The sequence below is a fragment of the Amycolatopsis mongoliensis genome (assembly GCF_030285665.1).
GTDB lineage: Bacteria > Actinomycetota > Actinomycetes > Mycobacteriales > Pseudonocardiaceae > Amycolatopsis > Amycolatopsis mongoliensis.
Map to the genome: position 1 here is coordinate 10172734 of NZ_CP127295.1, position 14651 is coordinate 10187384.

Consider the following 14651-nt stretch of genomic DNA (forward strand, 5'->3'; position numbering starts at 1 on the left):
CTTGCAGCCCCGCGTGCGCTAGCGTGCCCGGGTGGGTCACCTTCCGGATTTCGAGACGGTCGTCGAACGGCATCGGCGGGAGATCCAGGTGCACTGCTACCGGATGCTCGGCTCGCTGAGCGATGCCGAAGACCTCGCCCAGGAGACCTTCCTGCGCGCCTGGAAGGCCCGCGACCGCTTCGAAGGCCGGGCCGGCGTGCGGACGTGGCTGTACCGGATCGCGACCAACGCCTGCCTCGACGTCCTCGCCCGGCGGCCGCGGCGGGTGCTGCCCGACCAGCTCGGCCCCGCCGGGGAGCCGGACGGTCCCCTCTCCGCCGTCGATCTGCCGTGGCTCGAGCCCGTCCCGGACCGGCTGCTGGACGAGGCCGGGCCGGACGCCGTCGTCGTCGAACGGGAGACCATCGAGCTCGCCTACCTCGCCGCCGTCCAGTACCTGCCGCCGCGGCAGCGGGCGGCCCTCGTCCTGCGCGACGTCCTCGGCTGGTCGGCGAAGGAGACCGCGGACCTGCTCGAGACGAGCGTCGCGTCGGCGAACAGCGCGCTGCAACGGGCCCGCGCGACCCTGCGTGAACGACTGCCCGCGCACCGTGCCGAGTGGACGGCCGGCGATCCGACGGCCGAAGAGACCGCGCTGCTCAAGCGGTTCATCGCGGCTTACGAACAGGGCGACCCCCAAGCGGTCGCCCGGCTGCTGCACGAGGAGGCCCGCGCCGTCATGCCGCCGTACGAGCTGTGGTTCGGCAGTGCGGCGGCGATCGTCCGGGCGTTGTCGCTGTCGCTCGACCCGGCTTCACCGCACTGCGTCGGCCGCTTCCGGATGCGGGCGACGCGCGCCAACCGCCAGCCCGCGGTGGCGACCTGGCTCCGGCGCCCGGGCGCGGACGAGTACCGCTGGTTCGGGGTGTCCCTGCTGACGATCGAGCACGGCCTGATCACGGACCTGGCCGCCTTCGAGTCCGCCCCGGCGGCGGCGTGGGGGCTGCCGGAGGTCTGGCGGGACGAATGAGCACGATGCCCCCGGGTTGTCGCACACGTCACCGCGCGCCGATGACCGGTGCACGCATTCAGTAGTGCACCGGTCACCCGCGAACGGCGTGAAAAAACCCGGGCGGGTGATTCACGGGGAATCACCCGCCCGGGCGCACACCTACCCGGAAAGAAATTCTTCCGATTTCGGTGTTCGTCTTCCGGGCCGCCGGGAAGAGGTCACCGGCGGCGGGTCAGGCTGCTCGGTGCCGCTGCGGCGCGGTACGCGCCAGCCGGCGTCGGTCCTCGGCGGTGGTCCCGCCGAAAACACCGTGGTCGAGGCCGTTGTCCAGGGCGTAGCCGAGGCATTCCGCGCGCACCGGGCAGCGGGCGCACACGGCCTTGGCCTGCGCCGCCTGCCGGGCGCCGGGGCCTACCGCGGAGATCGGGAAGAACAGTTCCGGGTCCTCGTCCTTGCAGGCCGCGAGTTCCGCCCAGCCCGTCATCGTGGCTTCCATTTCCTTCGTTCACCTCCCTCTGCTTCTACTGTTTCCCATTGTCGTGGCGCGTCAACCGACTTGACCCGCGGCGGACGCGCGAGCGTACCCACGTCGGTCAAGGGGTTTTGGCTTCGGTTCCCGGCTCACCCTCCGGGCAACCAAGACTGCAACACGTGAGAGTACGCCTTTCTTCCCGGGATCTCGATGTCGATCACGTCACCCGATCGGCGAGACCGCGCTCCAGCGTGACCCGCACGAGAGCCGCCGCGAGGTGCGCCAGCTCCTCCGGACCGACGAGCTTCGCCAGCCGCCCCGGCTGCGTCGGCAGGCCGAGCTTCTCCGCACCCTGCAACGCTTTCCGGTCCAGGTGCGGACGGAACTCCGGCCACACCAGCTGCACCTCGCGCGCGAAGATCTCGGCCCCCACGGGTCCGAGCCGCGGCACCTTCGCCAGCAGCCGGGCCAGTGTCCGGAATTCGCCGTTCGCGGCCGCGCGCACCCGTCTCAGGTCCCCGCCGTACTCCTCGAGGAGGTACCGGGCACCGTCGCCGAGCGCCGTGGCCGTCTGTTCGTCGTAGCGCTTGTAGTGCGCGCGGCCGAGCGCGTCCACCCGCTGCTGCCACGTCGCGTCGGCCATCGCCCGGGCCGTGCCCATGCCGGCGGCCCCCAGCTCCCGGGCCGCGTCGACGGCGATGGCCGCCTTGATCCGGGTCGAGAGCAGCACCGACAGCACCAGCAGCCGGTAGAGCGGCGCCGGCTTGTCGGCGAGCTTGATCCCGGCCTCGGCGGCGTACGTCGGGCCGGCCTCGGCCAGCAGGCGCTGGATCGTGTCTCGCTGGGTCATCCGGATCGGGTACCCGAGTTGCCCGCGCCCATTCGTCACCGGTCGTCACCGATCCGGACCAGGCCATTACTCCTACCGGGCAGTCTTGATCGAATCGTTACACCTGGCGGTCACCCCAGTGCACTTGTTCCAGTGGAGGCGAGGGGTGGTGAGGGGGTGTCCGTGTGCGCCGGCGACGATTTCGACGCGTTCTTCCGCGCCGACTTCCCCCCGCTCGTGGCGTTCCTGTGCAAGGCCGGGTTCGAGGCAGAGACGGCCCGCGACATCGCCGCCGAAGCGATGCTGCACGCGCTGGAGGCGTGGCCGATCCTCGAAGACCCGCGAGCCTGGGTCCGCCGCGTCGCCGGCCGGCTGCTCGAGGCCGCGGACGACGCGCGCACGGACTGGACCGCGGCGGGCGACCCGCACGACGACGGGAAGCTGGCCGCCCTGGTCGACCAGCACGCGGGGCTCATCGACCTGCTCGCCTCCCTCCCCGGCCAGCAGCGGATGGTCCTCGCCTGGTCCCTCGATGGCTTCACGCCCACACAGATCGCGACGGCGCTGCGCATCGCCCCCGCGACCGTCCGCTCCAACCTCCGCCACGTGCGGGAACGCCTCAGGCGCCACCGGGTCGCCCGGCCCGGCGACCAGCGGGACAGGGAAGGGTGAGCACCATGCCGGCAACCGAGTACGGGGACCCCGCGATCACCGAGCTGCTGCGGGAGTCCAACGCCGCGCTGCACGACTCGCTGCGCGTCGGGCTCGACGTGGAGGGCACCCTGCTCCGGGTGCGCAGCCGCGCCCTCGTCCGCGAGATAGCCGCGACGCAGCCCGCGGAGGCGTTCCCGGCGCACTGGCGGCGCCACGACGAGCCGGTCGCCGACGCGATCGCCGGCGACGGCGCCGCGATCGCCCGCCTGCTCGCCACCATCCGGCCGCTGGTGGTGCGCTACTGCCGGGCCCGCGTCGGCCGGCACGAGCGGTCGTTCGCCTCGGCCGACGACGTCGCCCAGGAGGTGTGCGTGGCCGTGCTGACCGCGCTGCCGTCCTATCGCGACCAGGGCCGCCCGTTCCTCGCGTTCGTCTACGGCATCGCCCAGCACAAGGTCGCCGACGCGCACCGCGCGGCGGCCCGCAACCGCTCCGACCCCGTTCCGGAGGTCCCCGACGGCGTGTCCGATGCGGACGGTCCGGAGCAGCGCGCGCTGCGGTTCGAGCTGAACGAACGGCTGGCGCGGCTGCTGGACGTGCTGCCCGCGAAGCAGCGGGAGATCGTCGTGCTGCGGGTGGTCGTCGGCCTGTCCGCGGAGGAGGCGGCCGCGGCGGTGGGCTCGACGCCGGGCGCCGTCCGCGTGGCGCAGCACCGCGCGCTGGCGCGGCTCAGAAGACTGCTGACCGGCGAAGAGGACTAACGGCGCACGCTGTCCAAAACGAACTCTTCCAGGGCCGCGGCCGGGCCCTCCATGGATTCGCGGGCCAGCAGCATGAACTCGATGTCGCCGGGCTCGGGCAGGCCGTCGAGCTCGACGAGGTCGCCGGGTACCAGGCTGCGCGCGTGCAGGGTGACGCCGAGCCCGGCCGCCGCCGCGGCCCGCAGGCCGGTGAGGCTCGACGTCTGGCACGCGGCCCGCCACTCCAGGCCGGCGCGTTCGAGGCACTCGACGGCGAGCTGCCGCGTGATCGACGGCATCGGGTACTGCACCAGCGGCACCGGCCGGCCGGGCTCCAGCACCGTCGCCGCCGAGCCGATCCAGACCAGGGGCTCCCGCCAGAGCAGCCGGCCGTGGTGGGCGCCCGGGCGGCGCTTGCCCAGCACCAGGTCCAGCTGACCGGCGCGCAGCCGCTGCGCGAGGACGTCCGAAAGCTCGACGGTCAGCTCGACGTCCACCAGCGGGTGGCTGCGGCGCAGCCGGTGCAGGATCTGCGGCAGCTCGCCGAGCGCGAAGTCCTCCGAGACGCCGAAGCGCACGCGGCCGCGCAGCTCGGCACCGCGGAAGTGCCGCTCGGCGCGCTCTTCGGTGTCGACGACGGTCTGCGCGAACCCCAGCATCGCCTGCCCACGCGCGGTGAGCTCGACCGTGTGGGTGTCGCGGGCGAAGAGCAGCCCGCCCGAGTCGCGCTCCAGGCGCCGGACGTGCTGGCTGACGGTCGGCTGGCCGACCCCCAGTCGCCGCGCGGCCGCGGTGAAGCTGCGCGTCTCGGCGACGGCGAGGAACGAACGGCACAGGCGCGGGTCCAGCACCCGGCCACTTTATCGCGATTCGCGATGACAGTAAGTTCGGTCATCGGGGTTCACAATGACCACGGCCTAGCCGAGAATTGCCGGGGAAGGAGATCCATGTCCCGGTTTCGTCTCGACCCGTTCGTCGCCGCCATCCTCGCCACCGTCGGGGTCGCCACGCTGCTGCCCGCCTCGGGAGTGGTCGCCGACGGCTTCGGCACCGCCACCACGATCGCCGTCGGGCTGCTGTTCTTCCTGTACGGCGCCCGGTTGTCCGCGCAGGAGGCCCTCGACGGGCTGCGGCACTGGCGGCTGCACGCGGTCGTGCTGGCCGCCACGTTCGTCCTGTTCCCGCTGCTCGGCCTGGCGCTGTTCCTGCTGCCGCCGTCGGTGCTGCCCGCGCAGCTCGCCGCCGGGGTGCTGTTCCTGGCCGTGCTGCCCTCGACCGTGCAGTCGTCGATCGCGTTCACCTCGATCGCCCGCGGCAACGTCGCGGCGGCGATCTGCAGCGCGTCGCTGTCCAACCTGGCCGGGATCGTGCTCACCCCGCTCCTGGTCGCGCTGCTGCTGTCGGGGGACGGCGGCGGCGTCGACGGTTCGGCCGTGCTCGGGATCGTGCTGCAGCTGCTGGCGCCGTTCGTCGCCGGACAGCTCGCGCGGCGGTGGATCAGCGCCTGGATCACGCGCAATTCGGCGCCGCTCAAGCTGGTCGACCGCGGGTCGATCCTGCTGGTCGTCTACACGGCGTTCAGCGCGGGCATGGTCGAGGGCATCTGGCACCGGCTCGACGCCGGCCACCTGCTCGTCCTCGCCGTCGTGTGCTGCGCGCTGCTCGCGGCGGTGCTGGGCGCGACCGGCTGGGGTGCTCGCGCGCTGGGCTTCGCCCGCGCCGACCGGATCACGATCGTGTTCTGCGGGTCGAAGAAGAGCCTGGCCAGCGGCCTGCCGATGGCGACGGTCCTGTTCGGGCACGCGCAGGTGGGGCTGATCGTGCTGCCGCTGATGCTGTTCCACCAGGTCCAGCTGATCGTCTGCGCGACGCTGGCCCGCCGGTACGCCCGGGCCGCGGCGCCGGAACTCGTCCCGGCCTGACCGATGAGTTTTCCCGGCCGCCCCCGTCGGTACCGGTGACCCGACGGAAAGGTGGCACCCCATGGCCAAGGTCCTCTACCACATCACGATGTCCCTCGACGGCTTCGTCGCCGGCCCCGCCGACGACATGACGTGGCTCTCCGGGCTGCCCGCCGGGCCGAACCCGGTCGTCGAGCGGGTGATCGGCGGGATCGGGGCGGTGCTGATGGGGCACAACACCTACGCGCCGGCGACGACGGCGGAGGGCAAGGTGTACGGCGGCCGCTGGGAGGGCCCGATCTTCGTGGTGACCCGCGACGCCGCGCCGTCACCGGGCTTCACCCTGGTCGACGACCTCGGGACGGCGGTGACGGCGGCGTCCTCGGCGGCCGGGGACGGGTACGTCGCGGTGCTGGGCGCCACGACGGCCCGGCGCTGCCTGGAAGCCGGGCTGCTGGACGAGGTCCTGGTGCACGTGGCACCGATCCTGCTCGGCGACGGCGTCCGGCTGTTCGACCGTCCCGGCGGCACGCGGGTGCGGCTGGAGCCCCTGGAGCTGAGCAGTGCCGGGCCGATCGCCAACTGCTGGTACCGGGTGGCGTGAACGCCTCACCCCACCAGGACGTTCTTGGCGAAGGTGGTGGCGTAGCGGTTGACGTTGTCCCTGCTGCCGCGCGAGCCGAAACCGAGGAAGAGCCGGCTTTCGCCGGCGCGCGGCTCTTCACCGTGCCGGTGTTCATGTCGATGCGCGTGACGGAGGAGTCGATGTCCGCGGCGTCGGCGTGCCCCTCACCGTCCACTGTGTACAAATGGTCGCCGAAGATGGTGTAGCCCTTGAAGACCACGCTGCCCGTGCTCAGCGCCGGCCGCGGGAAGTGCGCCGGCGGCGCGGAGAAGTCCCCGGCGGCGGCGCTCGCGAGGGGGAAGACGCTGTACCACATCTTGCCGCCTTCACTGCGGCGCACGGCGATCCGGTGGTTTCTTCACCGAAGATGTTCCGCCGTCGACGAACTTGAAGCGTGCCAAGGCGGTGCCGACGGGTTGCACGCCGATCGACACGCCGTGCCCGGCGTGCCCCAGGTGCATCGAGCCGAGCACCTCGCCGCCGAAGCCGAGTTGGTTGACGCAGAGGTCGTCGCCGGAGGTGCCGTTCCGCGCCTGGACGACGAAGAGCCGCCGGTTCACGTTGTCGAAGGCGAAGCCCTGCATGACGTGGTGCGACTCGGGGAGCAGCTTGCCGCGGAAGAGGGTCGTGGGAGCGCTGGGTGATGTCGAAGTAGGGCGAGGCGGGCACACCGTCGGCGGCGGTGGCGGTCCCGGCGAACACGGCACCGGCCCCGAGCGTGGCCGCGGGACAGCGTGGTCGGGAGGTTCATGGGACGGAGACTGCATCGGCGCCGTACAAACCGGCATCCCTCCGCGGGCGTGACAACCGATCGGCGGCAGCGAGCGGAATCCGCGCCCTCACCGCGGTCGCGGCGACGGCTTCCGCAGTTCCTCGGCGAAAATCGCACCCACGCGCCGGTTCGCTCGCCGGAGGACCCGCGCCGCCACGCGGACCACGTAGCCCAGCGCGAACACGAGCAGCAGAGCCAGGCCGATGGCCGCGAGGTTCGCCACGAGCGCCTCCCGGTACTGGTGCGCCAGGTAGCCCAGGCCCGCCCCGGCGGTGAGTGCGTCCAGCAACGCCAGCCGGAGTGCGTGCGGACCGTGCGGAGTGGCTCGCGGTGCGGTGACCATCGCTCGACCCTCCCGCCAATCCGTTCAGCGGCGACGCCCTTGCAACCTAGACGAGGCTGCGCCGGTCGGTGGCCACTTCAACCTGTTTGGCCTACCGGATCTGCCCGGATGGCCGCTGTGATAACTTGAAGCGAACTGGGTCTTCTGTGCAAATGCAAATCCCCGTGCCGCCTGCGCGCCGGGGCCAGGGGGCGGTAGCTCAGTTGGTTAGAGCAGGGGACTCATAATCCCTTGGCCGCGGGTTCGAGCCCCGCCCGCCCCACCGATGTAGTCGTTGTGCGAACCACTCCTTTCGGGGCCGTTTCCGCTGGTAGGGCGGTTGCGGCCTCGTTTGCGTTGCGGGGTTGGGGGATGCGGAACACGGGCTTGAGCGTGTCGGGTCCGGTGATGGTGACCCGTGCGATGAGGGCTTCGATCAGGGCCTTGGTCTGGTTGTGGCTGCCCTCGGCGATCACGTCGCCGATGTGGTCGGCGACCTCGGCCATAGCGGCGGCGTCGGGTGCAGTGGGGCCGTCGTCGAGGTCGGCGGTGAGGTCGTCACGGCGGACGCGGAGTTGCTTGAGCCGTGCCCGTAGGCCGGTGAGGCGGTCGGCGACGAGTTCTTCGTCCATCGTGCCGTTCTCGAACGCGGTCAGGTAGCGGTCGATGGCCTGGTCGGTGTTGGTGATCTGCGTCCGGACGGTCGCGAGTTCGGCGCGCCGGTCGGCGTGCGCCGCCCGGTGGTGGGCTTGCTCGGCGGTGATCGCGTCGGTGATGAGGTCGTACCGGGTGCGGTAGAAGTCGGCGAGCGCGTCGAGGATCGCGGCGTCGACCGCGTCGGCGTTGAGGCGTTTCGCGTCGCACTTGCTGGCGTCGTAGCGGGCCAGGTTCCAGCACGTGTAGTAGCGGTAGGTCTTGTTCCGCCCGGTCGCCCGGGTGCCGATCATCCCCTTGCCGCATTTCGGGCAGTTCAGACGGCCGGTGAGCACGTAGTCGGAGCCGGACGCGGCGCGGTGGGCGTGGGACTCGCCGCGCGCGTCGAGGATTGTTTGCGCCTTCTCCCACGTCTCGGTCGTGATGAGCGCGGGGTGGGTGCCGGTCTTGGTGGCTTCCCGGAACGAGAGTTCCCGAGATAGACGCGGTTGTTCAACGCGCGGAGTACTTGGTGTCCGGACCAGCGTCCGCCGGTGGTGGTCCGGTGACCACGGTCGTTAAGCGCCGTAGCGATGGAGCGGGTGCCGAGCCGGTCGCGGGTGTAGAGGTCGAAGACCAGGCGGACGATGACGGCTTCGGACTCATCGGGCACCAGCTTGTCGGTGGTCTTGTCGACCTGGTAGCCGAAGGGGCGTTTCCCGCCTTTCCATTTGCCGTTGGCGTGCTTGCGTTCCATGCCGTTGATGACCCGGTCGATGATGGTGTCGCGTTCGAACTGGGCGAACATGCCGAGCATCTGCACCAGCATCCGGCCCATGGCGGTCGCGGTGTCGAACGGTTCGGTGGCCGAGCGGAACACCACCCCGCACTCGTCGAGTTCGTCCAGCAGCGTCACCATGTCCGACAGGTTGCGGGAGAACCGGTCCACTCGGTAGACCAGCAGCACGTCGATCAGCCCGGCGCGGGCGGCGGCGAGCGCGGATTGCAGCCCGGGGCGGTCGGTGTTCGCGCCGGACGCGTCGTCAGGAAACCGCTTGACCAATCGCCAATTCGGTTGTGACTCCACGTAGGACTTAAGGCGGTGGTCTTGGGCTTCGATGGAGTAGGGCTGGTGTTCGTCGTCGGTGGAACGCCGGACGTAGATCCCGACCCGTACCGTGTCGAGGTCATCGAGGGTGCGGGTGGTCTTGCGGCTGCGCCGTTTCGTCGCCGATCGCGTCATGGTGTGCCGACTCCCTGTGTGGTGCGGGCGTGCCGGGGACTTACCGGTGAAACCGGGCTTGTGCAAGGTTTCCGCAAGTCCCCGGCACGCTACTAAAATTCACTTAAACCGCTGGTCGCGGCCATGATCCCCGTTGCTTCCATTGTCCCAAATGCGTGCGGGAAAGTGAAGCGCCACAACGGGTTATCTCGGCCGTTTAGGCGGCCTTTTCGTTGCTACCGCTGGTGTCGCGTCGGTTTTTCCACTGGCCGATGAGCGCGGCCAGCGCGGTCACTGCTTGGTCGTAGTGCTGGGCGGTCATGGGTTCGGTGTCGATGTCCTCAACCGTCCACAGGCGGTCTCGTGTGGACGGCCGGCGGAACGGCAGCACCACGCCGCCGGGGTCGCTGTCGGCTTCGGCGTGGGCTGGGTCGTTGGTGTTGCGGGGTGGGCGCGGCGTGGCGGGTGGCACGGCGGGTGTCTCCTTGGCGGCGTCGGCGGACGGGGTGCGCGTGTGGTGGGTTGGTCACCTCCGAATCAGTGGGCGAGACAAGGTGCGGGACCGGCCCCGAGACCGGCGAGACTGGCCGAGACTCGCGGTCTCGCACCGGGACGGCGGGCGAGACCGGGTGTCTCGCGGCGTCTCGCTCGTGGTGCGGGATCGGGATCGACGTTCGGCGGCAAGGTCGAACACGGCGTGCTGCCCAGCCCGGCGGCCGAGGACGAATGCAGCGGCCAGGGTGGGTACGACAGCGGACGCGTCGAGGTAGACCCGTCCGGTGCCTGGGTCGCGCCAGCCGCCGAACACCCGCCCCGGCATCGCCAGCGCGCTTGCGGTTCGGGTGTGGGTGAGGTAGTCGGTGAGGTAGTCGGTGAGATCGTCGGCGGTGACCGGGCGGCGGTAGCGGCGTTCGCACTCTGGGTGGACGGAGACGGCGTAGCCGGTGCGCATGTCGGTTCCGGTGACGGGATCGACGGTGAAACCGCCGTCCGGAACCGAGAGGGCAGCGGCCATCGCTGCCAGCCGCGCCGCCGATAACCGGCGGCCGTGTGGATCGGTGGTGGGTTGGGTGTGGTTCATGCGGCTGTCCGTCGCGGCACCGGGTGTCGCTGTGCGGGTGCCCCGAGCCGTGCCGCGAGCTGGGTGAGGGCGCGGCGTCGATGTTGCCCGGCGGGCAGCCACACCGGGTCCGTCGCGGGCTCGTTCGGCGCCGGATGATCGGCGGCGAGGGTGGCGACCGGGACCGGTGCGCCACCGGGCCATCGGCGGGTGATGGCGTCGTGCAGGTTCCGTTCCCGCGTCGTGCGGGGGAGCCCGAACAGGACCGGCTTCCCGATGCCGGCCCGCGCGAGGTCGGCGTACTTGGTGATCTTGTCGGTGAGGGTGTCGAGGGTTTCGGTGCCGGTGTCGTGTTCGTAGAAGAACCCGATCGTGCCGTGCGGGTCGGTGTATTCGCCGTAGCCGTCCGGGCGGACGATCCCGCCGCAGGCGTCGGCGGTGATGGTTTCGGGCCACCACTGCGCGAGCGTGCACCCGTCGCGGGTGCGGGCGGCCCCGGCGAGGCGGGTGAAGAACTCGTTCACGCCTAACAGGTGCTCGGTGTGCGGCGAGTGCGCCAGCCGGAGAACCTTCTCGGTGACCGCTGAGGGTTTCGGGAGTGGGGTGTCGGTGGCGGCGGCGTGCACGGCCGCGCCGACGTGGCCGAGGGTGTAGCGCCACGGTTGGGAACCGGGCCAGATCTCGCGCCGGAACCGGGCCAGCACCCCGCGCTGATACAGGGCGGTGAGGCGGTGGCGGGCGTGGTGCGGCGAACCGAACAGCAGCCGCGTCACCTGGAGCGCGGTGAGCACGCGGTGCCGGTCCAGGTAGGACAGGAGCGACATGTCCCGGTCGGTCAGACCGCGCGAGCGGACCAGCGCCTCGCCGGTGCTGGCGGGTTGCAGTTGCACCCTCGGGGGTTGGGGGTAGGTATTCCTAGAAAGTTGGGGCACGGGCATGGCTCCTCCACAGTGGACCTACGCAGGGGCTTTAGGCGGCCTCGGGCGGCAACTCGGCAGGCAACTCATAGGCTGCCCACGAGTTGCCTGCCGAGTTGTCCACCGAATTGCCGTCACCCAAGGGATTGCCGGATTCGGTGTTCCAGTGCTGCCGCAGCGCATGCGCGGCTGTGCTGGCGGCGGGTGTGGCGTCCAGCCTGCGCGCCGAGGCGTCCTCGCTGCGCGCCTGCCGGGACAGCCCGGTCCGCGCCCGCGCCACACGCCGCAGCGCCGCGCCCCGGCCGGGCGGCGCGGGTGGCAGCGGCAGGGTGTCCAGCGTGCATGCGGGGATGTCCCGGCCGCCCGCGACGGCGCGGGCGACGACCTGGAACGCCGGACGCCGACGCAACCCGTGTTCGTCGATGTCCGGGGCGACGTGCCGCACCAGGCGGCGGGCGTCGTCCGGGGACACCGTGAAGTAGACCTTGGTGCGGGCGTTGGCGTCGATCCCTTCGCGCACATCCGGCGGCAACTGGGCCTGATGCTGATGCGCCAGCACGAGCGAGACCCGATAGCCGCGGGCCTCGGCGAGCGCGTCGTCGACGCCGATGGGCAGGTGCAGGAAGTTGTGACACTCGTCCACCACGATCGTCGCGTCCGGCCGCCGCGCGGGCGGGCGGGCGGCGCGGCGGGTGATCTCCTGCCACAGCCGAGCGATCAGCAACGACCCAACCAACCGCGAGCAGTCCTCCCCGATCCCGCCCTTCGGGAGCCGGGCGATCAGAACACCGCCGTCCAGGACATCGGCGAGGGTGAAACTCGACCGCGCCGCGCCGAGCAGGGTACGAGCGAACGGGCGGGTGAGCACCGACCGCAGCCGCGACGTGACCGGGGCGACCAGCTGGCCCCGCTGCGCCGGGGTGGCCTCGTTGAACGCCGCCCAGAATCCTTCCAGCCCTTCCGGTTCGCCGACCTCGGCCAGCACCTCACGCCGGAACCCGGCGTTTTGTAGCAGCGGGACGATGTCGGCCAGGGTCGAGCCATCCCGGCGGATCAGGGTGAGGCAGGCGGCGCGCATGAGGTCGTCCATCCGCGGCCCCCAGGAGGCGGCGTAGAGGCGGCGGAACACCGACACCACCCCATCGGCTACCACCGCCCGCTGTGCCGGATCAGGGGCATGCAGGACATTGAACGCGGCCGGCGCTGCGTGTTCGTCGGGGTCGAGGATCACCAGCCGATCCCCGCAGTCGGCGGGCAACCGGTCGATGACGTTCGTGGCGAGGTCGCCTTGCGGGTCGAGCAGCACCACGCCGCGCCCGGCGTCGGCTTCGCCGAGCACGTGATGGGCCAGCCATGTGGACTTGCCTACCCCGGTCACGCCCTGCACGTGAAGGTGATGCCGCGCGTCCGCCACGCTGACCCCGACCAGTTCGGCGAGACCGGTCGTGGTCGCGCCGAGCAGCTTCGGAGACTGCCGAGCCGGGTCCGCGAACGGCGAGACCACCAACCGTGCACCGCCGTGGCCCTGATGGTCCTGGTGGTGGGTGTCAGGCCGCATCCCGCTCACCCCCGAACCCGTCGCGGCGACCGCGCCGCGAATCAGGCCGGTCCTGCCCCTGGTTTCCTCGGCGGTGGCGGTAGTCATCGAGGCGGGGAAGAGCACGGTCCGCCCTGCGCTGCGGCACCTCCGGATGGGACAGGCCGTGGCTGCCCGGCTGGTGCGGCAGGTGCCACAGCGCCGCGAGTTCGCGGGTGCTGGCGATGAACCCGCGTCCGTGCTCGTAGCGGTCGACCTTCCCCACGGCGCGGCGGACGCGCAGGCGAGCGGTGACATGCTCGTCGGTGGCCAGCGCGGCCAGTACCCCGGCGAGGTCGTGACTGCCCTGCCGCGCCGGACCCACCTTGTGGGTTCCGGCGACCACCAGCCGAACGGTGGCCCGCAGGTGCGGCCCCGCCTTCCGCTTGGCCTCGGCCGCCCGCTGCCGCGCCACCACGACCGGATCAACCTCGACAGTCGCTCGCGACGCCGACGCCGAGCCGCGCGACGAAGACGACGAGAGGAACATCTCCACGACGCTGAGCGCACCGCGCAGCAGCCCGCGCAGCCCCAGGCCGAGCCATCCGGCCAGTCCGCGCCGGCCCGCCGCACCCCGGCCGCGCCGACCGGTGCCGCGTGCCGGGGACACCACCACCTGCACCGAGGCGAACAATCCGTCGGTCGCGATGTCGGTCAGGGACTCCAGCACCGCCCGCAACGACTCGTCTTCGACCGCCACGGGTCCGCGTTCGGGGCGGTGCTGGTGATCGACCAGCGGCGCCCACGGCCCTTCACGCGGCACCAGCTCGGTCGCGGCGACCGCTCCGCGAGGCAACTCGGGTGGTGTGGTCTCGGTCAGCTTGGAGCCGGGCCAGGCTTGCGTCACCGCACGGCCGACCGCGTGTGCCGGAGCGCCACCGGGAACCCACAGCCCGGCGCGGACGCGACCGTCGGCGCCCTCGGCCCACAGCTCCAGCGCGACCCGCGTCCGGGACGACCGTTCGGCCAGTGTCGCCGCGAGCAGCCGCCACAACGGCACCGCACCGTCAGCGGGCAGCCGGTGCGGCGGGGTGATCTCGAAGAACCGAGCTCCGTCCATCTCCCGTTCGCGGCGCTGCCGCACCACCCGCACCAGTACCGCGCCTGCCAGCAACGCGCACGCGGCCGCGATGACCAGCAGCGGCCACCACGCCTGAAGCAGCGACCACAGCGTGTGCGACACCCACGCCATGAACCCGTTGACCGTCTGCCACGGATCACACACGAACCGCGCCACCGGCGACCCCGTGCACGACTCCGGCCCGGCCGGGGCCGCGCTTGCCATTCCCGTCGTGTTAAAGTTGTTGTGTAGCACGGAAAAATCTCCTGAGTAGACATGCGTTGATGGCACGGGTGGGCAGCACGAACCCACCCGCCGCACAGGCGAGACCACAGACATCTCCTGTTCAGTTGTTCTCCAGCACTCGCGATGCTCACGCCCCCGGTCACACCAGCGGCATCCGCTCCCTTCGGTCCTCACTGCTCTGAAGCTGCTCCCGGCCAGTTTTTGCAGACCGATTTCCGTCCCGCCCGGACATCCCGTGCGGCGAGCGGGACGGACGAGGCCCCGGCCTCACCCCAAGAGGCCAAAAACAACACTGTTTTTGGACACCGAGCAGCCAAGTTCACCCGGACAACCCAACAAACCCGTCACACAAGGCAATAGAGGCTTGAGTCCCGTTTGGAGACACAGCCGCGCCTGTGACATGCACCATGAGGGATGGAGGTTGGCCAGGATCGGCGTACGACGATCAGGCGCGCACCCAACGAGCGTGGACACGAAGAATCATCAGAACGCCGGACGGCGAGAAGATCAGCAGCGCGGAAGCCTTCGGTCTCGGGCACTGTCGCGGATCCTCAAGGGGTCCGGCTCTAGATAGCCGGTACATGAACCCTCTACCACCAAGACACCCCGCCAGGGATACCACGTGCACTGG

The 14651-nt window shown here is 71.1% G+C and carries 17 protein-coding genes and 1 tRNA gene; 6 read left to right on the top strand and 12 right to left on the bottom strand.

Annotated features, from left to right (window positions below):
• Nucleotides 1–31 precede the first annotated feature (31 nt).
• Nucleotides 32–1009, top strand: coding sequence for an RNA polymerase subunit sigma-70 (locus QRX60_RS48750; protein ID WP_285998258.1), 978 nt, complete (start codon nucleotides 32–34; stop codon nucleotides 1007–1009).
• Nucleotides 1010–1223: 214 nt separating this feature from the next.
• Here the strand turns inward: QRX60_RS48750 and QRX60_RS48755 are convergent, their stop codons facing one another.
• Entirely contained in the window at nucleotides 1224–1487 is a 264-nt protein-coding gene (locus QRX60_RS48755; RefSeq protein WP_285998259.1) for a WhiB family transcriptional regulator, read from the bottom strand.
• A 193-nt stretch (nucleotides 1488–1680) separates the two neighbouring features.
• On the bottom strand, nucleotides 1681–2313 hold the full coding sequence (locus QRX60_RS48760; protein ID WP_285998260.1) for an endonuclease: 633 nt from the start codon (nucleotides 2311–2313) through the stop codon (nucleotides 1681–1683).
• A 156-nt stretch (nucleotides 2314–2469) separates the two neighbouring features.
• Between QRX60_RS48760 and QRX60_RS48765 the strand changes: the two genes are divergently transcribed.
• Together QRX60_RS48765 and shbA are read left to right on the top strand one after the other, a co-directional pair.
• A complete protein-coding gene (locus QRX60_RS48765) occupies nucleotides 2470–2964 on the top strand; it encodes an RNA polymerase sigma factor (protein ID WP_285998261.1) in 495 nt (164 codons plus the stop codon).
• A 146-nt stretch (nucleotides 2965–3110) separates the two neighbouring features.
• Nucleotides 3111–3707, top strand: coding sequence for an RNA polymerase sigma factor ShbA (gene shbA / locus QRX60_RS48770; RefSeq protein WP_332845883.1), 597 nt, complete (start codon nucleotides 3111–3113; stop codon nucleotides 3705–3707).
• Here shbA and QRX60_RS48775 read toward each other — a convergent pair.
• On the bottom strand, nucleotides 3704–4537 hold the full coding sequence (locus QRX60_RS48775; protein WP_285998263.1) for a LysR family transcriptional regulator: 834 nt from the start codon (nucleotides 4535–4537) through the stop codon (nucleotides 3704–3706). The genes shbA and QRX60_RS48775 overlap by 4 nt on opposite strands.
• Nucleotides 4538–4633: 96 nt before the next feature.
• On the opposite strand from QRX60_RS48775, the gene QRX60_RS48780 reads away from it, so the two are divergent.
• Together QRX60_RS48780 and QRX60_RS48785 are read left to right on the top strand one after the other, a co-directional pair.
• A complete protein-coding gene (locus tag QRX60_RS48780; RefSeq protein ID WP_285998264.1) occupies nucleotides 4634–5608 on the top strand; it encodes a bile acid:sodium symporter family protein in 975 nt (324 codons plus the stop codon).
• Nucleotides 5609–5669: 61 nt separating this feature from the next.
• Complete coding sequence (locus tag QRX60_RS48785; protein ID WP_285998265.1) at nucleotides 5670–6191, top strand: dihydrofolate reductase family protein; 522 nt, start codon at nucleotides 5670–5672, stop codon at nucleotides 6189–6191.
• A gap of 347 nt (nucleotides 6192–6538) precedes the next feature.
• On the opposite strand, the gene QRX60_RS48790 is transcribed toward QRX60_RS48785, so the two are convergent.
• Both QRX60_RS48790 and QRX60_RS48795 read right to left on the bottom strand, forming a co-directional pair.
• Entirely contained in the window at nucleotides 6539–6796 is a 258-nt protein-coding gene (locus QRX60_RS48790; protein WP_285998266.1) for a phage baseplate protein, read from the bottom strand.
• A 255-nt stretch (nucleotides 6797–7051) separates the two neighbouring features.
• The gene (locus QRX60_RS48795) at nucleotides 7052–7327 is read right to left on the bottom strand and encodes a hypothetical protein (RefSeq protein ID WP_285998267.1); all 276 of its coding nucleotides are present in this window, start codon (nucleotides 7325–7327) and stop codon (nucleotides 7052–7054) included.
• 188 nt (nucleotides 7328–7515) lie between these two features.
• Here QRX60_RS48795 and QRX60_RS48800 point away from each other — a divergent pair.
• Nucleotides 7516–7589 (top strand) — tRNA-Ile (locus QRX60_RS48800).
• Here the strand turns inward: QRX60_RS48800 and QRX60_RS48805 are convergent.
• The 7 genes from QRX60_RS48805 to QRX60_RS48835 form a co-directional block, all read right to left on the bottom strand.
• A complete protein-coding gene (locus QRX60_RS48805) occupies nucleotides 7549–8253 on the bottom strand; it encodes a zinc ribbon domain-containing protein (protein WP_286003860.1) in 705 nt (234 codons plus the stop codon). The two genes, QRX60_RS48800 and QRX60_RS48805, sit on opposite strands and share 41 nt — an antisense overlap.
• 23 nt (nucleotides 8254–8276) lie before the next feature.
• Nucleotides 8277–9182 (bottom strand): recombinase family protein, encoded by a 906-nt coding sequence (locus QRX60_RS48810; protein ID WP_285998268.1) that lies wholly within the window; start codon nucleotides 9180–9182, stop codon nucleotides 8277–8279.
• 196 nt (nucleotides 9183–9378) lie between these two features.
• A complete protein-coding gene (locus tag QRX60_RS48815) occupies nucleotides 9379–9633 on the bottom strand; it encodes a hypothetical protein (protein ID WP_285998269.1) in 255 nt (84 codons plus the stop codon).
• A 54-nt stretch (nucleotides 9634–9687) separates the two neighbouring features.
• Nucleotides 9688–10242 (bottom strand): hypothetical protein, encoded by a 555-nt coding sequence (locus tag QRX60_RS48820; protein ID WP_285998270.1) that lies wholly within the window; start codon nucleotides 10240–10242, stop codon nucleotides 9688–9690.
• Nucleotides 10239–11111, bottom strand: coding sequence for a replication-relaxation family protein (locus QRX60_RS48825; protein WP_285998271.1), 873 nt, complete (start codon nucleotides 11109–11111; stop codon nucleotides 10239–10241). Before QRX60_RS48825 ends, QRX60_RS48820 begins: the two co-directional genes overlap by 4 nt.
• 79 nt (nucleotides 11112–11190) lie before the next feature.
• A complete protein-coding gene (locus QRX60_RS48830) occupies nucleotides 11191–12783 on the bottom strand; it encodes a type IV secretory system conjugative DNA transfer family protein (RefSeq protein ID WP_285998272.1) in 1593 nt (530 codons plus the stop codon).
• A complete protein-coding gene (locus QRX60_RS48835; protein WP_285998273.1) occupies nucleotides 12686–13999 on the bottom strand; it encodes a hypothetical protein in 1314 nt (437 codons plus the stop codon). The genes QRX60_RS48830 and QRX60_RS48835 overlap by 98 nt, the downstream gene beginning before the upstream one ends.
• Nucleotides 14000–14651 lie beyond the last annotated feature (652 nt).